General features: G+C 62.8%; 21 protein-coding genes. 8 read left to right on the top strand and 13 right to left on the bottom strand.

Features of this window, described 5'->3' with window-relative positions; all coding sequences use genetic code 11:
* Positions 1-40: 40 nt before the first annotated feature.
* From HY896_03290 to HY896_03255, 8 genes are all read right to left on the bottom strand, one after another.
* Positions 41-1978, bottom strand: a complete 1938-nt coding sequence (locus HY896_03290; protein ID MBI5575371.1) for a penicillin-binding protein activator — start codon at positions 1976-1978, stop codon at positions 41-43.
* Entirely contained in the window at positions 1975-3081 is a 1107-nt protein-coding gene (dnaJ, locus tag HY896_03285) for a molecular chaperone DnaJ (protein MBI5575370.1), read from the bottom strand. The genes HY896_03290 and dnaJ overlap by 4 nt, the downstream gene beginning before the upstream one ends.
* 1 nt (position 3082) lies before the next feature.
* The gene (locus tag HY896_03280; protein ID MBI5575369.1) at positions 3083-3682 is read right to left on the bottom strand and encodes a nucleotide exchange factor GrpE; all 600 of its coding nucleotides are present in this window, start codon (positions 3680-3682) and stop codon (positions 3083-3085) included.
* Between the two features lie 65 nt (positions 3683-3747).
* A complete protein-coding gene (gene hrcA, locus HY896_03275; protein ID MBI5575368.1) occupies positions 3748-4785 on the bottom strand; it encodes a heat-inducible transcription repressor HrcA in 1038 nt (345 codons plus the stop codon).
* Positions 4786-4887: 102 nt separating this feature from the next.
* Positions 4888-6210, bottom strand: coding sequence for a DUF4147 domain-containing protein (locus HY896_03270; GenBank protein ID MBI5575367.1), 1323 nt, complete (start codon positions 6208-6210; stop codon positions 4888-4890).
* Positions 6211-6664: 454 nt separating this feature from the next.
* Positions 6665-7561 (bottom strand): radical SAM protein, encoded by an 897-nt coding sequence (locus tag HY896_03265; GenBank protein ID MBI5575366.1) that lies wholly within the window; start codon positions 7559-7561, stop codon positions 6665-6667.
* 33 nt (positions 7562-7594) lie between these two features.
* Positions 7595-7951 carry a DUF192 domain-containing protein gene (locus HY896_03260; GenBank protein ID MBI5575365.1) on the bottom strand — a complete coding sequence of 119 codons (357 nt, stop codon included), beginning with the start codon at positions 7949-7951 and terminating at the stop codon, positions 7595-7597.
* 9 nt (positions 7952-7960) lie between these two features.
* Positions 7961-11140, bottom strand: a complete 3180-nt coding sequence (locus HY896_03255; protein ID MBI5575364.1) for a PAS domain S-box protein — start codon at positions 11138-11140, stop codon at positions 7961-7963.
* Between the two features lie 357 nt (positions 11141-11497).
* Here HY896_03255 and HY896_03250 point away from each other — a divergent pair, with 357 nt between their 5' ends.
* From HY896_03250 to HY896_03220, 7 genes are read left to right on the top strand one after another with little or no spacing between them, the layout of a single operon-like run.
* On the top strand, positions 11498-12526 hold the full coding sequence (locus HY896_03250) for a TRAP transporter substrate-binding protein (GenBank protein ID MBI5575363.1): 1029 nt from the start codon (positions 11498-11500) through the stop codon (positions 12524-12526).
* A gap of 16 nt (positions 12527-12542) precedes the next feature.
* On the top strand, positions 12543-13025 hold the full coding sequence (locus HY896_03245; protein MBI5575362.1) for a TRAP transporter small permease: 483 nt from the start codon (positions 12543-12545) through the stop codon (positions 13023-13025).
* Positions 13022-14326, top strand: coding sequence for a TRAP transporter large permease (locus HY896_03240; protein MBI5575361.1), 1305 nt, complete (start codon positions 13022-13024; stop codon positions 14324-14326). Before HY896_03245 ends, HY896_03240 begins: the two co-directional genes overlap by 4 nt.
* Positions 14327-14365: 39 nt before the next feature.
* Positions 14366-16180, top strand: coding sequence for a 4Fe-4S binding protein (locus HY896_03235; GenBank protein MBI5575360.1), 1815 nt, complete (start codon positions 14366-14368; stop codon positions 16178-16180).
* The gene (locus HY896_03230; protein MBI5575359.1) at positions 16177-16761 is read left to right on the top strand and encodes an indolepyruvate oxidoreductase subunit beta; all 585 of its coding nucleotides are present in this window, start codon (positions 16177-16179) and stop codon (positions 16759-16761) included. The genes HY896_03235 and HY896_03230 overlap by 4 nt, the downstream gene beginning before the upstream one ends.
* 14 nt (positions 16762-16775) lie before the next feature.
* The gene (locus tag HY896_03225; GenBank protein MBI5575358.1) at positions 16776-18068 is read left to right on the top strand and encodes a phenylacetate--CoA ligase; all 1293 of its coding nucleotides are present in this window, start codon (positions 16776-16778) and stop codon (positions 18066-18068) included.
* A 16-nt stretch (positions 18069-18084) separates the two neighbouring features.
* The gene (locus HY896_03220; GenBank protein ID MBI5575357.1) at positions 18085-19089 is read left to right on the top strand and encodes a DUF3187 family protein; all 1005 of its coding nucleotides are present in this window, start codon (positions 18085-18087) and stop codon (positions 19087-19089) included.
* A 16-nt stretch (positions 19090-19105) separates the two neighbouring features.
* Here the strand turns inward: HY896_03220 and HY896_03215 are convergent, their stop codons facing one another.
* Positions 19106-19636, bottom strand: a complete 531-nt coding sequence (locus HY896_03215; GenBank protein ID MBI5575356.1) for a DUF523 domain-containing protein — start codon at positions 19634-19636, stop codon at positions 19106-19108.
* A 179-nt stretch (positions 19637-19815) separates the two neighbouring features.
* Between HY896_03215 and HY896_03210 the strand changes: the two genes are divergently transcribed.
* Entirely contained in the window at positions 19816-20979 is a 1164-nt protein-coding gene (locus HY896_03210) for a hypothetical protein (protein MBI5575355.1), read from the top strand.
* Positions 20980-21782: 803 nt separating this feature from the next.
* Here HY896_03210 and HY896_03205 read toward each other — a convergent pair.
* Genes HY896_03205 through HY896_03190 form a run of 4 tightly spaced genes read right to left on the bottom strand, consistent with a single transcriptional unit; the run spans position 21783 to position 24892 of the window.
* Positions 21783-22562, bottom strand: coding sequence for an OmpA family protein (locus HY896_03205; protein ID MBI5575354.1), 780 nt, complete (start codon positions 22560-22562; stop codon positions 21783-21785).
* Complete coding sequence (gene motA, locus HY896_03200) at positions 22559-23416, bottom strand: flagellar motor stator protein MotA (GenBank protein ID MBI5575353.1); 858 nt, start codon at positions 23414-23416, stop codon at positions 22559-22561. The genes HY896_03205 and motA overlap by 4 nt, the downstream gene beginning before the upstream one ends.
* Positions 23417-23447: 31 nt before the next feature.
* Positions 23448-24140, bottom strand: coding sequence for an OmpA family protein (locus HY896_03195; GenBank protein MBI5575352.1), 693 nt, complete (start codon positions 24138-24140; stop codon positions 23448-23450).
* A complete protein-coding gene (locus HY896_03190; GenBank protein MBI5575351.1) occupies positions 24140-24892 on the bottom strand; it encodes a flagellar motor protein in 753 nt (250 codons plus the stop codon). Before HY896_03190 ends, HY896_03195 begins: the two co-directional genes overlap by 1 nt.
* Between the last annotated feature and the right edge of the window lies 1 nt (position 24893).

The raw sequence follows: 24893 nt of genomic DNA, 5'->3' as shown, positions 1-24893 counted from the left end.
CCCCGTGAGGCGTGCGTAGCCCAGCCGGCGCTTTTCACGCTCACGATTCGGGCACCGGGACGAAGTTCCCAAGCTCGACCTGAAGCAGGAACACCTTCCTGCGCATGTCCCCCGCGGTCCCGAACTGGAAGGTCCCGGTAACGCCGCGGAAGGTTTTCAGGCGCGGGATCCTGTCGCGCGAAGCTTCAGCGCCCGTGCGGGCCTCTTTTCCGGTCTCGAGGCGGTACGCTTCCGACAGGAGCGCGGCCCCGTCGTATCCCATCGCCTCGAAGCGGGACGGAGCGGAGCGGAGCGCCTCCTGGAAATTCGCCCGGAACCTTTCCCCCTGCGTGCCCGGAATAGCGTCGGCGTAATCGACGGAAAACACAGATCCCGCCACGGCGTCCCCTGCCTTCCGGATCAGCTCTTCGTCGTTCCATCCCGAGAACCCGGCCAGCGGCAGGTAGACGTTGTAGTAGCGAAGCTGCGACGCGACGAGGAAAACCCGGTCCCACCGGTCGGCCACCACGACCGCTTCCTGCTTGAGCCTCATCGCCTTTCCTTTTTCCTTCGCCCTCGCGTCGCGGTGGAACGCGGATGCCCCAACCGCTTTCTTGATAACATCGGTGAAATCCTTCAGGTCGGGAGCATAGGAGACGCTGCGGCTCACCCGGATGCCGGTTTCCTTCGCCGCCGCCGCCACCGCCTCCGAGAAACCTTTCCCGTAACCGTTCTCCGGGTAGAGAAGAAGCAGGTTCGACATGCCGTTTCTCTGAAGATGGGCAAGCACCGCACGCGCCTCTTGTATCGGGGAAAGGCCGAAGCCGTAGAGGAACGGCTTCTCGGGAATCGCCTTCTGCCCGAGATAGAGAACCGGGGGAGATTTCGGCCCGACGGCGACACCGACGGAGCGGCCTTCCTCGCCCGTCAGCGGGCCGAGAAAGCCGATCACGTGCTTGTCCCCCGCCCCCGCGAGGAACTCCCTGCGCGCTCGCTCCGGATGTCCGCCGGTATCCACCCAGCGCAGACTCGGCATGGTTGATTCCGTCCCTTTTTCCCGCGCATGTTTGAGGGCGACTTCCGCCCCCGAGAGGACGGCGAATCCCAGGTCGCCGAGTTTTCCGCTCAACGGGAGGAGCCCGACGATTTTCGGACGGGTTGCGACGATCTTTTCCAGGCGGTAGAGCTGCTCCGCCGCCTCGGACCCCCTGGCGCCGCCGAGGCGCGCCGACTTTTCGAGGGCGAACGCCCCCATCCCGGTGAATCCTTTCCGCGCGGCCAGTTTTCCAAGGGTCAGGAACAGGTGGGCCTTTACCTGCGCTTCTTCCTCGCCTTCGGCCGCCTCCCGGAGGGCGGGGATGTCCGTGAACCCGTCGATCAACGTGTCCCTTTCGGCGCGGATATTCGCCGCATCTTCCGGCGTGCGCGCCGCCGCGACGGCGCGGCGATAGAGGCCCAGGGACTGGGCGATCCTGCCGTCTTCCGCGTCCGCGCGGGCCATGAACGCGAGCAGCTTCGGGGGATCGGCGTATATGTATCTCTGCTCCAGCAGGTAAGCGGCCACCTGGCGCGCCTCGGACCGCCACTGCATCCGGCGGTAGACACGGAACTTGAGGTCCATGGCGGAAAGAGAAAGGAACCGCGCGCGGGAAAAGAGGATGGCCTTGTCGGCGGCGGAGAGTGCGGGCTCCAGGTCGCCCCGGGCGAGCAGCAGTTCACCCACCCGCATCCATACGAATCCCTTGCGCTCGTCGTCGGGATAGTTGTATGCGAGATCCAGAAAGAGGGACAGGGCTTCCTCCGGCTTCCCGGCCTGGAACTCCCGTTCCGCGCGCCAGAACGGAAGGATGGGCATCGAACGGGCGGCGGCGGCGACCGCGGGACGCGGGACGGGAACGGTATCGGAAGAGGAAGCGGCGTACGGCGCCTGCCCGTGCGCCGCCGCACACCATAAAGCCAGGTTGAGGATGAACAGGGCGCCCGCCAAACGGCGCTTCAACCGAAGATCTCCTTGACCTTCTCGAAGAAGGAACGGGACATGGGGCCGGGCGGCTCGCCCGATACCTGCTGGAATTCGAGGAGCAACTCCCTCTGCCGCTTGTTGAGTTTCTTCGGGACCTCGATAACCGCGCGGATCACGAGGTTGCCGCGGCGATGGCCGTTAAGGACCGCGACCCCTTCCCCTTTCATGACGAACTGCTGCCCGGACTGAGTGCCTTGAGGAATCGTCAGCTTCTTCTTCGCGGACAGCGTCGGGACATCGATCTCATCCCCCAGGGCGGCTTGCGAAAAGGTGATCGGCACTTCGCAAAGCAGATGCTCCCCCTCGCGCACGAAAATCGGATGCTCGCGTACGGAAATCACCACGTAAAGGTCCCCGGGCGATCCGCCGCCGGGAACGGCGTCTCCCTCCCCCCTGAGCTTGAGCCTCGTGCCGTTGTCGACCCCCGCGGGGATCCTCACCTTGAGCGTGCGGCTTTCCTTCACCGTCCCGCTGCCCGAGCAGCGGGGGCAATACTCCTTGATGACCTGTCCGGTCCCGCGGCATCGGCCGCAAGTGCGGGTCATCGTAAAGAATCCCTGCTGGACGGAAACCTGCCCCCGCCCGTTGCACGCCGCGCACCTCTCGGGACGCGTGCCTTTCCTCGCTCCGCTCCCCGCGCACTCCTGGCAGCCCGCGGTCCGGGGGACGACGATCTCCTTCTCCGTTCCGAAAGCCGCTTCCTCGAAGGCGACCTCCAGGTTGTAACGCAGGTCCGCGCCGCGCCGCGTTCCCGGGCGGCCTCCGCCGAAGATCGAGCCGAAACCGAAGAAATCGTTCAGGATGTCTTCCACGCCGCCGAAATGGAAGTTCCCGAAGTCCCCGAAGCCCTGCCCGGCAGGTCCGGCGTGCCCGTACGCGTCGTACTGTTCCCGCTTGGCCGGGTCGGACAGGACGGAGTACGCCTCGTTGATCTCCTTGAACTTCTCCTCGGCGGACTTGTCCCCGGGATTGCGATCGGGATGGAACTTGAGCGCAAGCTGGCGGAAGGCTTTTTTCAGGTCCTCGGGACCGCTGTCGCGTGTGACTCCAAGGACTTCATAGTAGTCGCGCCTGGCCACTTCAGTTATCCGTATCCGGGCTGTCGGGATCCCGGCCGTTTCCCCGTCCCGCGGCCGGCGGCGCCTGCGCCACGATCACCTGGGCAGGCCGAAGAAGGCGGCCGTTCAGCAGGTATCCTTTCCGGGCCTCGGACAGGACCGTCCCCTCCTCTTTCCCCTCGCACGCGGTCTGCGCGATCGCTTCGTGCCTGGCAGGATCGAACGCCTCGCCTTCCGCGGAGAGCTGTTCCAACCCGAATTTTTTCAGATCGGAAAGCGCCTGGTCGTATGTCAGCCGGACGCCGGCCTGGAGCCCGTCTATCGACCCCGACGCGGCGGCCTGGGCCATGGCGCGCTCCAGGTTGTCGAGGAACGGCAGAATGGCGCGAAGCAGTTTCTCGTTGCCGAAGGCGACGAGAGATTCCTTTTCCCGCGCCGCGCGTTTCCTGTAATTGTCGAATTCCGCGGCAAGGTACGCCAGGCGTGTTTTCAGCTCCTCGAGCTCCCCGGATGCTTCGGGAGCGGGAGCGGCTTCCTCGCCTTCCGCCTCTCCGGTGACGGGCGCTTCATCATCCGCGCGCGATTCCGTCGGACTATCCTTCTTCCTATTGTCGTTCTTCATGACGCTTTCCTCTCCTCTCGATACCATAAAAAAATCCGCAAGGGGGGGAAGAACCGGTTTTTCTTTTACCGATGCTCGAAGGTCGAGCTCAACAGTCTTGCCGAGTATTCCACGAGGGGGATGATCCGCGAGTAATCCATGCGGACGGGGCCGATCAGCCCTATACTGCCCGTCATCGATTCCCCCAGCCGGTAGCCGGAGGCGACCACCGAGATGTCGGGGAGGCCCTCCACCGGATTTTCCGAACCGATCGATACCTGAATGGCGTCGCCCTCGAGCGTGCGGTCGAGCAGACGGACGATGACGCTTTTCTCCTCGAATGCGCGAAGAATGCGCTTGAGCTTCTGGACGTCCTCGGCGAACTCGGGCTGTTCAAGGATGTTCGCCCTTCCCTCCACGTACACCTCGGTCGGGCTGCCCTCTTCGAGCGCCCTTGCGCCGAGACGCAACGCACGTTGCATAAGGCGGTCGTACCGGGCCTTTTCCCGCTTCATCTCCTGAAGGATCTTTCCGCGGAGCTCATGGAGGGAGATGCCGTCGGCGAGCTCGTTCAGGTAAGCGTTGATTTTCGCGATATCGTCGCCCGACAGGCCCGCTTCGCCTTCGATGAGCCTGTGCTCGACCCAGCCTCCCCTGGTTACGATGACCAGCAGGACCTTGTCGGCTCCCGCCCGCAGCAGGCTAAGGGACCGGAGCGGCTGGCTCGAAAGCCGGGCGACTACGACCACGCACGCCTGGCGGGAAAGGGTCGAAACGAGGCGGCTCACCTGCCGCACCAGCTCGTCGGCGGACCCTCCCGCTTCGCCGGCCATCCGCTGGAGCTGGTCGCGCTGCGGCCTCGCCAACTGGCGCCGCGCCAGGAGATAATCGACGTAGTACCGGAATCCCGTCCCCGTGGGCACGCGTCCCGCCGAGGTATGCGGCTGGACGAGGTAGCCCATCTCTTCCAGGTCCGACATGATGTTTCGGATCGTCGCCGGGGAGAGATGCTGCTCCATCCTCTTGGAAATCGTGCGTGATCCTACCGGCTCGGCGGTTTCTATGTAGTCTTCCACCACGTAGCGCAGCACCTGCGCCCCGCGGTCGTCCAAAACTCCGGTCACCTTCGCCTACCGTTCCAACGGATTAGCACTCCGCCCTGCCGAGTGCTAATCCCAATGTAACAGCGCGGAATCCGGGGTGTCAAGGAGGGCGGCGGCGGGAGGTCAGCGGTAATCGCTGACCAACCCGATGGCGATGTCGGCGACGTTCGTGCCGGTGGCACCGGTGACCGCCAGGTCGGACAGAGCGGCGAAAAACGGATACGCGTCGTTGTTTTCCAGTTTTTCGGCCGGTGAAAGCCCGATGGACGCGGCCCGGGCGCAGGTCTTCCCGTCCGCATACGCTCCCGCGGCGCCTGTCGGCCCGTCGATCCCGTCGGTCCCTGCGCACAGGACGGCCAATGCACTCTCCCCTGCCATTTCGATCGCCGCCGAGAGGGCGAATTCCTGGCAGCGCCCTCCTTTTCCCCCTCCTCGAACCGTCACCGCCGTCTCTCCTCCCGCGATCAGGACAATTTCCCTCCCTGGAGGGGCGGACGCGGATGCCCGCTTGAGTTCGGACACGAAGTCGCGGGCGCACAGGCGCGCTTCACCCCGGAGGAATCCGGGAAGGACTCGCACATCCGCGGACCCAGGACGTTTCGCCGCCGCACAAGCCGCCTCAAGAGCGGCCCGGTTCGAACCGACCACGGCGCAGGAGACCCGGTCGAACGCCCGATCGCCCGGTTTCGGCGCATCAGGAAGGTTCCCCGCCGCTCCCGATTCAAGGCGCGAGCGAACCGGATTGGGCAGCATCGCGAGGATGCCGCGCCGGGCGACGATCTCCAACGCATTTCCGGAAATCGTCGTATCGGGCGAAAACGGTCCCGAGGCGATGACGGATGGGTCGTCGCCGGGCACATCGGACAGCAGGAGCGCGAAGACCCTCGCGGGAACCGCCGCGAGCGCCATGCGCCCGCCTTTGACGCGGGACAGGAGCTTCCGTACCGTGTTGATCTCCGATATGTCCGCCCCCGCGTTCATCAGTAGCCGGGACGTCTCATCCTTGTCCGCGGGTGATATCCCATCCGCAGGGAGCGAGATCATGGAGGAGCCGCCGCCGGAAAGCAGCGCGACGACGAGATCTTCCTCACCGGCCACGGCGAGAATGCGAAGCATCTCCTCCGCCGCTTCCCGGCTCCCCCCGTCCGGAAACGGATGGCCCGCTTCGACAAACCGAACGGGCCCCGATTCGCCTCCCTTACCGCGTGGAACGGCAAGGACGCCGGCCTTGATCTTCTCCCCCAGTATCCCGATCGCGGCCTCGCCCATCGGGCGTCCGGCTTTCCCTCCGCCCACGAGGCAGATGTTCCGGATCGCGTTCCACCGCACGAAAGACGATTGCTCGCTCCCGCGGAGGGAGATCCCTTCAGCGGACCGCTCCAGCGTCTGCCGCACGAGCCGCCCCGGCTCGACGGCCTCCACCGCCGCCCTGAATATCTCCTCCAAAAAACATTTCGCCGAGGCGGTCATGCGTCCGTGAGGATCATTGTCGTTCGAACTGGTTCGCTACATGTATCAAAGTTGTATGGACGTGCGACAGCCGGAACACATGTAAGCCGAAAGGGGGAACTTATCGATGGGGCGGGTGAACGTGAGGGACGGGCAGCCGGAGTCTGGATGTCTCCACGCGGCGGCGTGCGCTCCGAGTGAAGCCATGGAGGGCTTGGCCGCTCCTGCGCATCCATGCGCCCGCGGCACGCTGCCGTCCATGGCAGCGAACGAGGAGCCAGCCGCAGCGCAGGCGGACATGGAGGTCCGCCAAGCGTAAGCCGCGGGGAGAGCATCCAACTCCGGCAGGGACCCGTCCTCATGGAGATTCGATAATATTGGTAAATTTCAAGGCCCCCTCGAGGCATAGCGAAATCCAGATGAGGTGCGGATATTCGAACGTACTTTAGCATCAACGGACGCGGTCGCCGTCGAGGCGGGACATGCCTTTTTGGAGGGCGTACTCCCTGGCAGCGGCCCATTCCGCGCGGGTGGTCCGCCGCGCGATTTCCGGAAATGAGAACGCCCGGCCGCACGGCCTATATTGGTCCATGAGGTTAAGGTACGTGTCGGTACCGATTTCGCCGGCGAGGAAATCCATCACGCCTCGGGTCGTCGAGGCATCGGCCGGCATCACAAGGTGCCGTACGAGGAGGCCTTTCCGCGCGATCCCGTGCCGGTCGAGGATCAGCGGCCCCACCTGCCGGGCCATCTCCCGAACCGCCGACCGCACCGCATCGGGGTAGTCGGGAGCCTCGCAGTACCGGTCTGCCGCCTCTGTGGAAAGAAACTTGACGTCGGGCATGTAGACGTCGATCAAGCCTTCGAGCTCCCGAAGCGTCTCGACCTTCTCATATCCGCCGCAGTTGTAAACCACCGGCATTGACAGCCCGATGGCCTTCGCTGCGGCAAGCGCTTCGACGATCTGCGGAGTCACGTGGGTGGGCGTGACAAGGTTAAGATTATGACAACCGGATTTCTGAAGGGAAAGAAAGACCGCCGCCAGGGATTCGGCGTCGACCTCCCTGCCCTCTTCATGATGGCTTATGTCGAAATTCTGGCAGAAGGCGCAATGGAGATTGCACTGGGAAAAGAAGACGGTCCCCGAACCGCGTATGCCCGACAAGGGCGCTTCTTCGCCGAAATGAGGGCCGAATGAAGTCACCCTTGCGAACCTCCCCGTCCGGCAGACGCCCCTTTCGTCCGCAATCCGGTCGACCCGGCAAATTCTCGGGCACAGATCGCACGATGAAAGCCGGGCCGTCAGCCGCCGCGCCCGCTCCGAAATTTCAACGCGATCCACAGGAATTCCCGCCGGCGGATCCGCCCGCCAAAACCGCCTTCACCGTTGCAACACCTCGGTGAGCTCCACGATGTCGCCCGCCGCTGCGCCCGTCCGCCCGATGACTCCCGAGGGCAGCTCCAGCGCTCCGGCTGCCTTCCGATAATACCGCGTGATCCGCGCCTGCGGCATCTCCGGATGCAGTCCGAGGATCCGCCCCTCATTGTCGATGAAGATGACGTCGATGGAAAAGGACATTCCGAACGTGTGGACGATGCGACAGGGGGCTATCCACAATCCTTCCCCTTCCTCCAGCGCAGGCCGCCCGAGCAGGCCGCGTCCCCTCGACAGGAACGTAATCGCGCCCGCAATCCGCTCTCCCAGGACATTGCCGCGGCTGCGGTTGAATGCGATCACGCGGAACCGTCACCCCCGTTTCGCATTGTCGAGAACTTCCCGGACCTTCCGAAGGAGGGAATGGGGCGTAAACGGCTTCTGGAGGAAGGCGATGCCGGCCTCCAGCACTCCGTGGCTCACGATGGCATCGTCCGTATAGCCCGAAATGTAAAGGACCTTGATCCCGGGCCGGTGGGGAGCGAGCGAATCCGCAGCCTGGCGGCCGCCCATGTTGGGCATAACGACATCCGTGAGGATCAGGTCGATGGGGCCGCTGTATTCCCTGCCGATCTTCAGGGCTTCGGCGCCGTCGGCCGCCGCGAGCACGGTGTAGCCGTGTTCAGTTAGAACCGTCTTGATCAGGGATCGCACCACATCCTCGTCTTCCACCAACAACACGCACTCGCTTCCGGGCTGAAGTTTCGACTCCCGCTTATCCTTTTTCGTATCGGCAGGCATGCATACGCGGGGGAAATATACCTTGAAGGCGGTCCCCTTCCCGAGCTCGCTGTCGACACGGATGTACCCGCCGCTCTGCTTGACGATGCCGTAGACGGTGGACAGCCCCAGGCCCGTTCCCTTCCCCTTCTCCTTCGTGGTGAAAAAGGGCTCGAAGAGACGCTTTTTCACGACGTCGCTCATCCCTTCTCCCGTGTCGCTGATGGCCAGTATGGCGTACTCTCCCGCCTTGAAAAACGGGTGCCGTTTCACGTACGCGTCGTCCAGCGTAACGTTATCCGTTTCTATTGTGACCTTTCCGCCCCTGGGCATCGCGTCTCTCGCGTTGACGGCGAGGTTCATGATGACCTGCTCGATCTGGCCCGGGTCCACTTTCACGCTCCAGAGGGCGGGACGAAGTCCCGTCACCAGGTCGATGTCCTCGCCGATCAGGCGCCGCAGCATCCCGTTCATGTTGTCGACGACCGCGTTAAGGTCGAGCACTTTCGGTTGCAGGACCTGTTTTCTGCTGAAAGCCAGCAACTGACGCGTCAGCGACGACGCGCGTTCGCCCGCCTTCTGTATTTCCTCCACCTCCCCCCGCAGGTTGGAACCGGCTTCGAGCTTCATGAGCAGCAGGTCGGAATACCCCCGGATCGCCGTGAGGAGATTGTTGAAGTCGTGCGCCACGCCTCCCGCCAGCCGCCCCACGGCCTCGATCTTCTGCGACTGCCGAAGCTGCTCCTCGCTCTCGTGGAGCGCCTGCTCCATTCTTTTCCGCCCGGAGATGTCCTCCAGGATTCCGACCATGCCGACGATGTTCCCCAGGGAATCCCTCATCGGAGCCGTGGAAAGACGGACGTCGACCAGGGTTCCGTCTTTCCGAAGGCGCCGGGTTTCCACACCCGAGATCCCGCCTTCCCTGACGGTTCGGCCCTGGAATTCGCGGAATTCCTCCTTCTTGTCTTCCGGAATGATCGGAAGGAACCGGCCCATCGCTTCCTCGCGGCTCCAGCCGAAGACCTTCTCGGCCATCGGGTTCCACATCGTCGTGATCCCGTCCTTGCTCACGGCGGTGATGGAAACGGGAGAAGCCTCCACCAGCGAGTGAAGCTTGCTGTACGTCGCATGGATCTCCTCCTCCGCGGTTTTTCTCGCCGTTATGTCCCGGATGATCCCGGTGAAAAAAACCCCTTCCCCCGTATTCCAGGTAGCAAGCGACAGTTCGAGGGGAAATTCCGTTCCGTCCTTGCGAAGCCCGTGCAATTCGATCGTTCTGCCGATGACCCGTGGCTCGCCGGTGGCCAGGAACCTCGCCATCCCTTTCTCATGGGCGGAACGATACCGTTCGGGAATCAGCAGGGTAAGCTCCCTTCCCGCCAGGGATTCGCCGTCGTATCCGAACATATTCAGGCCGCCTGGATTGACGAAGACGATACGGCCCCGGGAATCGGCCGAAATGATCGCATCGGGTGCGGTGTCGGCGATCACCTTGAAACGCCGCTCGATTTCCCGCTGCTTCTCCTCGGCCTCCTTCCGCTCGGTTACGTCGAGCAGCAGTCCGTCCACGTAGGAGAAGTTTCCTTCCTCGTCGTAGATCAACTGGCGCCGGTCGGCGACCCACCGGGCGATTCCGTCCCTGTGTAAAACCCTGTACTCGACTCTCAGGACCTTCCGCCGTTGGCGCACCGCTTCACGGAATACCTGCTTGACGCGCTCGAAATCGTCGGGGTGGATCAGGTTGCGCCAGCTGACGGAGCCCATCATCAGTTCTTCCGGAAGATACCCCGTCATGCGTTTCACGTCGGCGCCGATGAAGATCAGGGACCAGTCGCGCAGCCCCCTGTAGACGACGCCGGGAAGGTTGTTCATCAGGGATACCAGACGGCTGGATATCTCCTTCTGCTTGCCGGCCACTTTCGAATGGTGTACGGCTACCGTAATACCACGGGCGACAGCTTCCGCGACTGCGACCTCGGAGGTGGTCCAGGCGTGCGGCCGTTCCAGGCAAAGATAGAGATATCCCCCCAGGTCCTGCCCGTTGCGCAACGGGACGCCGAGAAACGCTCCCAGGCGCAGCCGATCCGTCTTTTCCCTCCGGACTCCGTTATAAGTAACGGCACGGATGTCGTTTACCACGACGTTTCCCCCGAAGGAGCTCAAACTCAAATCGGCGATGCACCGGTAGACGGATATATCGGGATCGGAGGGAGGGAAACCGGGTTCGCAGTATTCGTCCACCCATTCGGGCTCGCCGAAGATCCGGACCGCTACACGGCACAGCCCGAGGGTCCCGCAGATGTCCCGCATGGCTTCTTTCAGCATCGCCTCGATATTCGGCTCCCGTAGCACCAGCATGCCGATCCGGCTCAATAACCCGAGCCGCCTTTCGTCGAGATCCCTCTCTTCCTCCAGCCTTTTCGCCGCGGTGATGTCCGATATGTAATGGATAGCTCCCGCCAGGTTCCCGTCCCCGTCGAACACGGGATCGACGGTCACCCTGAGCCACTTCTTTTTTTCCGGCACCTCCATCTCGGCGGATTCCCGCCTATGGCTGCTTTTAACGCGCTCGAAAAGACAACCCTCTATCGGGTGGTCGGTATTGTGGATAAGCTTGTGGCAGATGTGCCCGATGATCTTCTCCCTGGGGGCTCCGACCAGGTCCTCCATCGCGGCGTTGACCCAGGCGAACCGGAATTCACGGTCTACGACGGCGACCGCCTCCGGCATGGAGAAGAATATTTTTTCCCACTCGAAATCTTTTGACGTCACTCCCTTACCTGACGAATCACGGATTCGCTTTCCTTGTAGATAATCGGTGGCACCTATCGTAAAGGCATCCTTTTATTTTTAGCACATTGCTTGAAACGACGTAGACAAAATTGCAAAAAAAATTTGGATACGGACCCGTTCGCAAGCAGGATATGTCCTTGCCTTACATGAAAAAAGCAGACATAATTTCGGGACCCAGCAAATCCGGCAAGCGCCGTTGCATGCTCCATGCGAGGTACCCGTTCTTCCGGCCATGCTGCATCCGCCGACCTTCGGAGCAAACCGAAAAGACCTTGCCGTAACGGGCAATCGCGATTTCAACATGGGCATTCAAGATCATTAAAAGGAGGTTTTACCATGCGAGCAAGGCAGATCCTCCCGCTCGGAATTGCGCTTCTGTTCGCCGTGACGGTATTTGCGCCCGCTCCCGTACTGTCCGCGGACCCGATCAAGCTCACGTATGCCAACTTTCCCCCCGCCCCGACTTTCCCATGCGTGCAGATGGAGCATTGGGTGAAGGAGGTGGAGAAACGGACCGGTGGCAAGGTGAAGGTGCAGACCTTCCCCGGAGGGACGCTGCTGCCCGCCAAGAACATCTTCGACGGGGTGATCTCGGGCCTGGCGGACATCGGCAACTTCGCCATGAGCTACCAGCCGGGGCGTTTTCCGGTATCCGAGGCCGTCGATCTCCCACTGGGCTTCACGAACGCCCGGGTCGCAAGCCTCACCCTTTACGACCTGATCGAGAAGTACAAGCCGAAGGAGTTCGAGAAGGTCAAGATCCTCACCCTCTTCACATGCCCGCCGATGAACATCATGACGAAGACGCCGGTCAGGTCGCTTGCGGATCTCAAGGGAATGGAGCTTCGCGTCGCAGGCACGAGCGCGGAGATAATCAAGCGCCTGGGCGGCATCCCGGTGGCCATGCCGCAGTCCGATACCCCCGAGGCTCTCCAGAAAGGAGTCGTCAAGGGGCACGTGTCGTCCATGGAAATCCTCAAGGACTTCAAATTCGCGGCGTACACTCCCAACGCAACCGTCGCGAACCTGTCCGTCGTCACCTTCGCGGTGGTCATGAACAAGGAGAAGTGGAACTCCCTCCCCGCGGACGTGAAGAAGGTGCTCGACGACATGCGGCGCGACCATGCGATGTGGACGGGGAACTATGTGGACAATCACGTCGCGGAATCGCTCGATTGGTCGAAGAAGAACCATAACCTGCAGCTGTTCAGCCTGTCGGCGTCGGATACGGCGACCGTGAAGGGTCTTCTCCAGCCGATGGTCGACGACTACGTAAAACGGATTTCCGCCCAGGGCCTCGACGGGAAAAAGATCGTCGCAGACGTAACTGCGCTGAAGAAGAAGAACGAGCAGAAGAAAAAGTAGCCCGGCGCCGGACGGCATGGAACGTTTCGCCGCGGAGCTGCGGAAATACCTTATGGTCGCCGGGGGCGTGGCGCTCATCGCGCTCACGCTCCTGGCGACGTTGAACGTGGCGCTGAGGATCTTCCGGGCCCCGGTGAGCGGCACGTACGAGATCGTTTCCTTCCTCGGGGCGATCGTCACCGCCGGGGCACTTGGCTATACCCAGAAGCGGAAGGACCATATCGTCGTCGACATCCTGTCGGAAAAATTCCCTGCCCCTGTCCGGCGCGTACTGGACGCCATCAGCTTCGCCCTCATGCTGGTCCTGTTCTCCATAGTCTCCTGGCAGACCTTCGTGCTCGGAAAGCGCCTGATGCAGACGGGAGAGCTTTCCGAGACGCTGAAGGTCGCCTATCACCCGTTCGTTTTCCTGGCCGCCCTGGGGTTCGCCGTGCTTGCGCTTACCCTGCTGCTCGACCTGCTCGAGACATTTTTCGCAGGCAAGGATGACCGGAGGTGAGCGGCCCCGTCGCCGGCTTGTACGGCATAGCCGCCATGTTCTTCATCCTGTTCTTCCTGCGGATCCCCGCAGCATTCACCATGGCGCTCGTGGGATTCGTCGGCATCGCGCTCATCACGTCCATCGATGCCGCCTTTTCCATGGTCGGCGCCGAGATGTGGAACATATTCTCCAATTACGGGCTGACCGTTATCCCCCTCTTCATACTCGTGGGTGAGATCGTCCACTACGCCGGCTACAACTTCAGCCTCTACGACGCGACCTACAAGTGGTTCGGCCACTACCGCGGCGGCCTGGCCATGACGACTATCATGGCGTCCGCCGCCTTCTCGGCGATTTCCGGCTCCAACACGGCCACCGCCGCCACGATGAGCGCCGTCGCGATCCCCGCCATGAAGGAGTACAATTACCACCCGAAGCTGAACGCGGGGGCCGTAGCGGCCGGCGCGACGCTGGGCGTACTCATCCCTCCCTCCATCGTGCTCGTCGTGTACGGCCTCTACACCGGGCAGTCCATCGGCAAACTCTTCTTCGGCAACGTCATTCCGAGCGCCATCCTCACCGTCGCGATCCTGGGCACGGTGGTCTGGATCTGCCGGATGCACCCCGACTGGGGGACGGCCGGACCGCGGTTCAGCTGGAAGGAGAGGATGAAGGCGCTTCCGGAAGCGATCGACATCCTGGTGCTGTTCGGGATCATCATGTACGCCCTTTTCACCGGGGTCGTGACCGCCACGGAAGCCGCGGCGGTAAGCTGCTTTTTCGGCCTGGTCATCTGCCTCGCGCGCCGCAAGCTGACCTGGAAGAAGTTCCTCGACTCCATGACCGACACCCTGCGCATTTCCTGCATGGTCTTCATGATCGTGGCGGGGGCCGTGATATTCGCGAGGTTCCTGACGCTCACCCGCCTCCCCTTCGAAGCCGCGGACTGGATCCAGACGCTCGCGCTGCCCAAATGGATGGTGCTCTGGGTGATCCTGCTCTGCTACATCGTCGGCGGGTGCGTGATGGACGCGCTGGCATTCCTGCTCGTGTCGCTGCCGATTTTCTATCCCCTCGTGATCCAGCTGGGATACGATCCGATCTGGTTCGGCCAGGTGATAACGATCGTCACGACGATGGGATCCATCATGCCGCCGATCGGCATATGCTGCTACGTCGTCTCCGGGATGTCGGGCATCCCCCTGGCCACCGTATTCCGTGGTAGTTTCTATTACATGCCTTCGTACATCGTCTCCATAATCATCCTGATGATTTCCCCCTACTGGACGGTCCTGGTGTTGTCCGACCTCGTTAAGTAGCCTCCGGAGCATCCGGTGAGCGCCAAGGCTCGCATCCTGATGCTGGGAAACGAGGCGATCGCCCGCGCCCTGGTGGAGAACGGCTGCTCCGTCGCCGCCTCCTACCCGGGAACTCCCGCATCCGAGATCCTCTCCGCGGCCGTGCGGTGGCGGAAGGAATGCGACGTCCCCATGCACATCCAGTGGGCCGTTAACGAAAAAGTCGCCCTGGAAATCGCCTACACCGCCAGCATCGCCGGGCTGCGTTCCGCCGTCAGCATGAAGCAGGTGGGGCTGAACGTCGCATCCGATCCCCTGATGAGCGCCGCCTACACCGGCGTGGAAGGAGGTTTCCTGGTTATCAGCGCCGACGATCCGGGGCCCCATTCCTCCCAGACGGAACAGGACAGCCGCCTGCTGGCGATGGCTGCGAAGGTCCCCGTGCTCGACCCGTCCTCCCCGGCGCACGCCATGGAACTTGTCGGGATCGGCTACGAACTTTCGGAGACGTTCCGCATACCGGCGATGCTGCGCCCGACCACCAGGGTGTGCCACGCATGCCAGGACATCCTCCCGGGGATACCGGGGCCGCTGCGGCGCAACGCCGATTTTCACAAGTCCCCTGAACGCTGGGCGGCCACCCCCGCCTACCGGTACGAGCTTCACAGGAAACTTTCGGAAACGCTTTCTTCAGTCGCCGCCTGGCCGCGCACCGCGCCGTTGCGCCTGAACCCCGGCGCGACAGGCCCGCTCGCGGTGGTGGCTTCGGGAGTCGCTTCGGCTCATGCCGAGGAGATCCTTCGCGAATCCGGGCTTTGGGACCGCCTGCCGTTCTACCGGGTGGTCCAGCCGTACCCGCTCCACACGGCGTTCGTCATCCACCTCCTCGGCGCCCACGATGAGATCCTGGTGCTCGAGGAAACCGAGCCCGTGATCGAGATGCAGCTTGCGGACAGGCGCCGGGTCAGGGGCAGGATGACGGGCGCGGTGTCCGAGGCGGGGGAGCTTCTCCCTGAAATAGTCGAGCGCGCGATCGCGCGGTTCGCGGGGCTTACCGAAAAGCCGGAAACGCCCGCCGAAAAGGGCGTAGGACGCCGGCCCACCCTATGCGCGGGGTGCCCCCACCGCTCGAGTTTCTACGCCATAAAGAAGGCTGCGCCGCGGGGGATCTATCCCAGCGACATCGGTTGTTACACGCTCGGCCTTAACCTCGGAGGGGTCGACACGGTACTCTGCATGGGCGCCGCGGTGAGCCAGGCCGCGGGGTTCTACCAGGCGTACCGCCTGTCGGGGAAGAAGGTCGACATCGTCGCCACCATCGGCGACTCCACCTTCTTCCATGCCGGGATACCGCCGCTCGTCGACGCGGTCGTCCAGGGCGCCCGTTTCGTGCTGGTGATACTCGACAACTCCACGACGGCGATGACGGGATACCAGGCCACCCCTGCAACAGGCGAGGGAGCGGCCGGCGAACCGACGGTTCCCGTCGACATGGAGGCGATGGTCCGCGGGTGCGGGGTGGAATTCTGCAAGGTGGGGATTCCGGGCCGCATGCCGGAATTCACGAAGCTCCTGAAGGAAGCTATCGCGTTCAGCCACGAGCGAGGACCGGCGGTGGTCATCGCCCGCGAGCCGTGCGTGATGGACCGGAAACAGGCCGGTATCCCGAAGCCGCGGCGGAAGGTTCGCGTCAACGAGGAATGCGACGGCTGCCGCCATTGCACTGAGCAGTTCGAGTGCCCCGCCCTCGTCTACGACGACGGGGGGCAAAGGGTGTTCGTCGATACCCTGCAATGCACGGGGTGCGGCGTATGCCTCCACGTATGTCCCCGCGGCGCGATCGTGGAAGAAGGACCGATGGGAGAAAATGCATGAGCGGCGGGGCGGTCCGGGGAAATTTCGGCGGGCAGCAGATAGTCGTTAGCGGCGTAGGCGGCCAGGGGGTTCTCTTTGTCACCCGGCTGCTGGCGGACGCTGCGATCCTGCGGGGGGAGCCCGTCCTCACGTCGGAAACCCACGGCATGGCGCAGCGCGGAGGGATCGTCGTCTCGCACCTGAAAGCGGGCGCCTTCGCGAGCCCGCTGGTGCGGCCGGGGAGTGCCGACGGGCTTATCGCGCTGAAGGATGAGTACTTCTCGCTGCACAGGGGATTCCTGAAGCCCGGCGGCTGGATCGTGGTCAATTCCGCGCGGGGGGGCGCGCCTGAAGGAGGCGAGAATGCCCACGCAGTGGATGCCGACGGACTGGCGCGGGAGTCGGGCGCTTTCCGGTCGGCCAACCTTGTCCTCCTCGGCTTCGCGCTTTCACGTCTCGGCGCGGCCGATCATGGAGGGCGGCTCTTCTGCTCGCCGGATGATATCCGGGAAGCGCTCCGACACAGGGCCGGTGGAAAGGAGAGCCTCGTCGCGGCGTCGATCTCGGCCCTTGCCCTTGGAATCCTGCACGGAAAGCGATAAAGTCTTTCACCGGCATGCTGAAACGGTTCCCACCGAAATACGGTTCCCCCGAAGAGCTGGCGCCCCATCAATTGAAGGGCCTGCAGTGGACGGTGTCCCACGCCTGGAGGAATTCCACTTTCTATCGGAAGAAGCTGGAAGAAGCGGGCATGACTCCGGAAAGCATAAGGGCGCTCGAGGACTTGTCGCGCCTCCCCTTCACCACCTCCGAGGACCTGCGGGATGGATACCCCTTGCCTCTGTTGTCCGTGGAACCGCGGGAGATCGTCCGTATCCATTCTTCCTCCGGCACGACCGGAAAGCGGAAGATTCTCGCCTACACGCAGAAGGACATCGACGACTGGCTCTACATGTTCGCGCGCTGCTACGAAATGGCGGGGCTCTCCAGGGAAGACCGGGTGCAAATATGCGTCGGGTACGGACTGTGGACGGCCGGTGTGGGGTTCCAGCTTGGGGCCGAGCGGTACGGCGCCATGACGATCCCGGCGGGGCCGGGAAACCTCGACCTCCAATGCACGTTTCTCCAGGACCTTGGAACGACCGCGCTTTGCTGCACCGCCTCGATGGGGCTGCTACTCGCCGAGGAAGTCCACAAACGCGGAATCCGGGACCGCATCCGCCTGCGCAAGATAATCCTGGGAGCGGAGCGAACCAGCGACGCCATGATCGCCACGATCAAGGAACTGCTCGGCGTGGAAGAGGTGTACGACATTCCCGGGCTTACCGAGCTGTACGGGCCGGGCACCGGGCTCTCCTGCCGCCACGAGACGGGGATCCACTACTGGGCCGACTTCTACATTCTGGAAATCCTCGACCCCGAGACCCTTCTCCCCGTCGCTCCCGGGGAAATCGGGGAGATGGTCTACACGACGCTGGGGAAAGAAGCGGCGCCCCTGATCAGGTACCGCTCGCGCGACCTGACCCGTCTCGTCGACGGGACGTGTCCGTGCGCCTGCATCCTCCCCCGCCACGACAAGATCCTCGGGCGGTCCGACGACATGGTCGTCTTCCGGGGCGTCAACATCTACCCGGGCCAGGCGGACGAGGTGCTTTCGAAATTGGAGGGCATCGGGAGCGAGTACCAGATACTGTTCGACCACGGGGAAGACGGAAAGGACTACATGACCGTCAAGGTCGAACGGGCCGGCAACCTTGACGAAGGGTATGACGCCGCCCTCTCCCGCGCGATCACCGGCGGCATGAAGCGCAACCTCATGGTGTCCTGCACGGTGGAAATCCTGCCGTACGGATCCCTCCCGCGGTCCGATAGAAAGACCAAGCGGATCTTCGACAACCGCCGCTACTGAAACCGGGAATTTCAATTTGAGAAGACCACGTATTCCCGCCGGAACCGCCCGCTTCGCCGCAGCGGCGGTATCGGGCCTTGCATGGATCCTGTCCGCGGCGGTATCGCATTCCCTGGAAGGCCCGCTCGCGGTGAAGAATTCCTTCCCTCTCGTTTCCGTCCTGGACGCCCCCTATCCGGAACAGGCCGGGTACCGTGATTCCCTGTCCATCGGCCTGACTCACTCCAGCGTGGACTTCATCGAATCCGATGGCGGGTTCGAATTCCTTATCGACGCGGAGGTGACCGAGCTGGAGTTCAGATACAAAAAAACCGTGTCGGGGTCGTTCGAATTCGGCGTCGAAATTCCCCTGCGCACCTTCGGCAGCGGGTTCCTGGACAAGGGGATCGACAATTTCCACCGCGCTTTCGGCATCGAATCGGGGAAAGCCGGCGAATCGGCGAACCGGTTTTTCTTCGAAGCGAAGAAGGACGGGCAAACGGCGGTCCGGGGGGAAAGCGGCGGGATCGGGCCGGGAGATATAAGGGTAACCGTGAAACGGTCCCTTTTTTCATCCGGCGGATTCGCGGCGGCATTGATGGCGGACGTGGAATTACCCACCGGAAACGCGAAGAAGGGATACGGGAACGGAAGCCTCGATGGAAAAATCGCCTTCCTTGCGGACTGGAAGGCCGGCGACAGGATCGTCATCCACGCAAACGCGGGCAAGGTTTTCGCCGGGGACATCAGGGGTTACGTTCGCCTGCCTGTAGACGATTACCGATACGCCGCGCTGGCGCTCGAAGCAGCGCTCTCGGCGAGGAGCAGCGTCGTGGCCCAATATTACATCCAGGACACTCCGCTCCCGCAGGAAGGCCTGATCTTTCCCTCCCTCAGGAAAAAGCCGGCGCTCGCGTCCCTCGGTTACCGGTACGCTTCGGAAAGGTACCTTTACGAATTCTCCGTCACCGAAAACATCAAGCCCGCCTTCGCGCCGGACCTGATGCTCAACCTGACGATCCGCCGGAACCTGTCGAGGTAGAGTTGCACGGAGGGATTCAACCCCCCGCGCCGCGATCCCTCCGAAGGGCGACAACCTTGTAAAGGAACGCTTCCATCGCTTGCGGGTCGCGAAGCCGGCCCTCCTCCTCCACGGGCACGCGCGGGAAACGTTCCATGAACGCCTTCGTGAAAATGCCCGTGCCCGCTCCCGTCGCATTCCCCGCATCGTCGAACACGTCGATCCGTCCCATACCCGAACAACTCGGAGAATTTTTCTTGCACACGTAACCGCAGAGACCGAGAGGTTCCATCTCCAGCAGGCGCACCTTCAACCATTCCGACATTCGTTCCGTGTAGTCAGTTCCGGTTTTCACGCCGGCGAGCCGCGGGGTTGCCGGATCCCCCTTGAGATTCATGGGCTCCCTGGGAACGGATAGCCCGCACCCGACTTCCGGGCAGACAGGAACCCACCGGGCGATCTTTTTTAGTTTTTCAAGCAGAAACGGGTCCAGCTTGTGCCTGCCGTCGTAGCGTACCCTTTCCCCGAGCAGGCAGGCGCTGATCAATATCGGCACTTGTTTCGGCATCGGATTTTACCCGTTGCGCTCCTTTCTCCGGGAATCCACCTTCCCTCCATGCCGGTTCAGACATATAAAACACATTCTCTCTTATATTCCCATCTCCCTAATAACATGGACAAACTTAATATTTTTTCGTTATAGCCGATAAGAGAGTATGAAAATCCCGTCAGGGGGGTGGGATACCGATGTTTTTCCGTAAAAACAGCAAACCGGCGGACCAGGGGGCGGAACGGGTTGCGGCGCTCGAAGGGGAAGTGACAGCCCTTAAGGGGGAATTGAACGCCCGCGACGACGATATCGGGCACCTCAACCAGAAGCTGCAGGAGAAAGATGCGGACCTGGCCAAACAAGCGAAAAATATCGTACTGGAGGGGCAGCGCGCTGTTGCCCTGCGAAAGCACATCGAGGAGCTTCACAAGCTCGCGAAAAGGCTGACATCGCTCAAGAGCCTCGACGAGATATACAAGTTCGTTGCGGACGCCTGCGCCAACGTATTCGAGTTCGACAGGGTGAACATCCTAATCGCCGACGAATCGGGAGAGTGGCTGCGGTGCGTCGAGACGCGCGGCAACCTGGGCGAGCCTATCGAAAGCATCAAGGTCCCGATCCACCCCGACGCGGGGGCCCTCTACTGGTCCTATGCCGACAGCGCCGTCATCATTCTCGACCTGGGAACGAAGGAAGCTCCCAAGGAAGTCCCTCCCAAGTACTACATCAAGAAGCCTTGGTCGGAGATCAAGGCTTTCCGGTCGCAGTCCTGCATAGTCGGAGCGCTGCTGGGACGTGAAAAGCCCGTCGGAATTTTCGCCATCGACAAGAAGCTTAAGAAAATGCGCGTGACCGAGGACGACATCGGTCTCGTGAAACTGCTGCGGGACATCGCTTCCTACGCGATCCAGAACCTGCAGACGGTGGCGGAGCTGAAAGTCCACCAGGAGGAGATATACGACCTGATACAGAACGCGATCGGCCAGGCGACCAACGGAAGGGAAAAAGCGGGCAGGATGGGCGAGGTCAACAAGGAGCTTATGGAATCCTCCAAGAAGATCGCGGGGATCACCGCGACGATCGGAGACATCGCCGACCGGACGAACCTGCTGTCCCTCAACGCGGCCATTGAAGCGGCGAGGGCGGGCGAGGCCGGGCGCGGGTTCGGCGTCGTGGCCTCGGAGGTGAAGAAACTCGCCGAGCAGACGCACCATTCGACACGGGAGATCGGCGTAATCATCCAGCAGATCACTTCCGAGATCAAGGATTCGGGCACCACGATGCATGACGTGGTCGCCGCCCAGAAGGAGCTGATCACGTCCATCGAGACGCTCAACTGCAAGGCGAAGAGCCTGGTCTGAGTACCGCGCTTCCTACGTCCCAAGCACCCTGCCGTAGAGGGATACATCTTGCGGGCTACGCACGCCTCACGGGGTGCCCCTCGCGGGGGACGCCTTGCCCGGCCCGCTTCTGCCCGGACATCGTGTCCGGTCCGAAGCGGTCCGCCTCGGCAAGCTTTCGGCGCCATCCATGGCGCCTCAACCTCGCTATCCGCTCGGCGCTTGCCTCGGAGCTCGAACCCTTTGCATGTATACAACTCGTTGGGTTCTCGCTCCATGTCCGGCTGCGGCTCTTACTGCTCCTCGCTCGCTGCCATGGACGGCAGCGTGCCGCGAGCGCATGGATGCGCAGGAGCGGCCCGCCCTCCCTGGCTACCGCTTCGTCGCTGTAGGCCCCCGCGAGAGGCACCCCGTATCGGCGGCTCGCCCGCGGATCGCACCGCGATGGCTGACGACCCTGCATACAAACCTGCGCGCTTGATGGAAGACAGCCCGGATGGTGCGTAACGCCGAGTGGGGGGGCGGAGCAACGAGGAGCCGCGGCGGAACCGACTGTATCAGGCGTACCAAGCGAATTGATAAACCTGCTTTGCATATCGATCAGGGCGGAAGACAACTGGGAGATAACCGCTGGGCACGTGCTGCATTGGGCAGGGGAGCCGCAGGCGACGAGTGCGCACGGCCCCCCCGAGGCGTAGCGCCTGCGGGCGTCACGATGACGGACAACCGTAATTCGGGCAGGGATGCCGGGGCGCGAGCCGGCCGGGCATAGCCCGCATTTCTCACCAAACTTCTACTGCGGGCTAGCGTGTGCTTCGCGCGGCTTACCTGGGGGGGGCGTCGAAGCGCAGGATGATGCTGATTCGCCGGTTCCGCGGATCGTTCGGATCCTCCCTGATCAGCGGCTCCGTCGCCGCATAACCGGAAACCCGCGCAAGCCGGTCGGGATCCAGCCCGTTCGCTTCGAGCTCCTTACGGGCAGCGGAGGCCCGCTCGGTCGAAAGCTCCCAGTTCGTGAACCGGTTCGACGCGTAGCTGCTCGCGTCGGTGTGCCCTTCGATGAATATCTTGTTCGGCACTTCCTGGATGCTTTCGGCGATGACCTTGAAGATCTGCCGGGCGACCGGAGTGGGCGCGGAACTGCCGCGATCGAAGATCTGCCCCCCCGCCATGTCGACGAGCTGGATCCGCACCCCGCCCTCGAACACCTCCACCATGACGTGGTTCTTCACGCCGGCGAGCCGCTCTTCCGTATCCCTGCGAAGCTTGTCGCCCAGTTGCTCCCGCGTCACCTTTTTCTTCCCCCCGGGGCCGTAAGGATCATTCGGCACCGAGATCTCGCCGCCGGTTTCCTTCAGGATAGCGGCATTCTTTTCCATGAACGAGATTCCGCTCTTCTCGAACAGGCTGAAGTGCTTGAAGTAGGTTGCGACACGCGCCCGCTTTTCGGGCGCCGCCATCGTGATCAGCCACAAAAGGAGGAAGAACGCCATCATCGCCGTCACGAAATCGGCGTAGGCGACCTTCCAGCTTCCCCCGTGTCCGCCATCTCCCCGGGACCGCTTCTTGACGGTCTTGATGATGATCTTGCTCTTCGCGCTCACTTCGGCACCGACCGGATCGCTTTTTCGAGCTCGCCGAAGGTGGGCTTGTCGTCCCCGGGTATCGCACGCCGGCCGAATTCCACCGCCATCTGCGGCGCCGAGCCGCCCACGAACGCGACGAGGGCGACCTTTACGACTTGGAAAAAGACCTCGTTTTCCTTCGCCTTGTGCTCCAGGTTCGCAGCCATCGGACCGACGAAGCCGTAACAGGCGAGCACGCCGAGGAACGTCCCGACGAGGGCGGCCCCGATGCTGTGCCCGAGCACGGAGGGGGGCTGATCGATCTTCCCCATGGTGAGGACGACGCCGAGCACCGCCGCGACGATCCCGAGCCCCGGCAGAGCGTCGGCGATCTTGCCTACGCTGTGGGAAGGGATCATGGAGTCGTGGAAGCCCGTTTCGATCTCGAGCTCCAGCAGGCTGTCGAGCTCGTGGGGAGGGATGCTCGTCGTGACGATCACCTTGAGGTTGTCGCAGATGAAATTAAGGATGCGCTTGTCCTTGACAATCCCCGGAAACTTGCCGAACAGCGGGCTATCCTGCGGCGCCTCGATGTCCGTTTCGATGGCGATCAGCCCTTCCTTCCGGATCTTGGAAAAAACCATGAACATCATGCTCAGAAGCTCGATGAAGTACGTCTTGCCGTGGCTCTTGCCGCTGAAAACCGACCCGATGTTCCGGACCACCTGGCCTGCGACCTTCCCCGGCGAGGAGATCAGGAACGAGCCCGCCGACGCCCCGAAGATGATAACGAATTCGGCGGGCTGGAAAAGAACGCCGAGGTTCCCGTGCTCCATCAGGAAGCCGCCGATGACGGCGCCCAGGACCACAACCACGCCGATAATGTTCAGCACGGACCCATCCTCCCTGTGCAGGCCGTCTCCCTCACCGGTTTCCCCCGGCGCCGTTCCCGAGCAACAGCACAACGTCGACCCGCCGGTTCCGCGCGCGCCCCTCGGGCGTGGCGTTCGATACCACCGGGCGGAATTCCGCATACCCCGCCGCCGACAGCCGGGCCGCCGGTATTCCGTGATCTTCTATAAGTCGTGCGAGGACGTTCGTCGCCCTCGCCGTGGAAAGCTCCCAGTTCGAAGCGTACACGGAGCCTCCCACCGGGAGGCTGTCGGTGTGGCCCTCCACGGCCGCGTCCCCCCGCCACTTTTCCAGGACGGCGGCCACTGCCGAGAGCGCGGCGCCGGATGACGTTTTTACGGACGACCGCCCGGGGTCGAAGAGAACGTTTTCTCCCATCGAAAGGACGATGCCGCGCCCTTCCCGCCGGACGGACAAGGAGCCCTGCATCCCGGCGGCCTCGACGATCCGGGCCGCCTCCTTCTGCATCTCGATCGCCTCCCGGGGAACCGGCACGATCCCTTCGATGACCGGTTTTCCCCCCGCCGATGAAGCAGGACCGAAGGCCGCGCGGGCCGACCCGGCGAATTCACGCAGCTTGGCGGAATCCACACGGCTGATCCCGTACATCACCGTAAAAAAGGCGAACAGCAGGGTGATGAAGTCCGCGTAGGAAACGACCCACCGGTCCACGTTGTCCCGATCTTCCTCCGGGTATCGCCGCATCACTTCCGCCCCTTCGTGAAGGCCTTGAGCTTCTCGCCGAGATAATAAGGGTTCACTCCCGACTGGATGCCGGATACCCCTTCGAGGATCATTTCCCGAAGCCACAGCTCGTCGTTGATCCGGTGGTTGAGCTTCTTCGACAGCGGAAGCAGGATGAGGTTCGCGGAGCCCACGCCGTAGATCGTCGCCACGAAGGCTACGGCTATGCCGGCGCCGAGCTTCGACGGGTCGGACAGGTTCTCCATGACGTGGATGAGCCCAAGGACGGCCCCAAGTATCCCGATGGTCGGTGCAAATCCGCCTGCTGTCTCATAAACCTTCGCGACGCGCCGCATTTCGCCCTCGTACGTGGCGTTCTCGCGCTCCATCGTCTCCCGGAGCATTTTCGGACTCATCCCGTCGATCGAAAGACGGAGAGCACGCCGGAAGAAGTCGTCCTGTACGGTTTGCACTTCCTTCTCGAGCGTCATGAGTCCCTGCCTCCTCCCGATTTCGGAGAAAGCGACGATCCGCCGTATCAACGCGTCCGGATCGTCGGATGGAGCGGAACGGAAGACAATCCGCAGCGATGCGACGGCCCGTCGCACGTCGGACAGCGGGAAGCTGAGGAGGGTGGCGCCCGCCGTCCCGCCCAGGACGATTGCGGCGGCCGTCCCCTCGACGATCGAACCGGGGGCCCCTCCTTCGATGAGGTTTCCCCCGACGATCGCGGCGACGCCGAGGAGGATTCCTATGACGCTCGACCGGTCCACG

Source organism: Deltaproteobacteria bacterium (assembly GCA_016218975.1).
Taxonomy (GTDB): domain Bacteria; phylum Desulfobacterota; class Deferrimicrobia; order Deferrimicrobiales; family Deferrimicrobiaceae; genus JAENIX01.
This window is presented reverse-complemented; position numbering and strand designations above follow the sequence as displayed.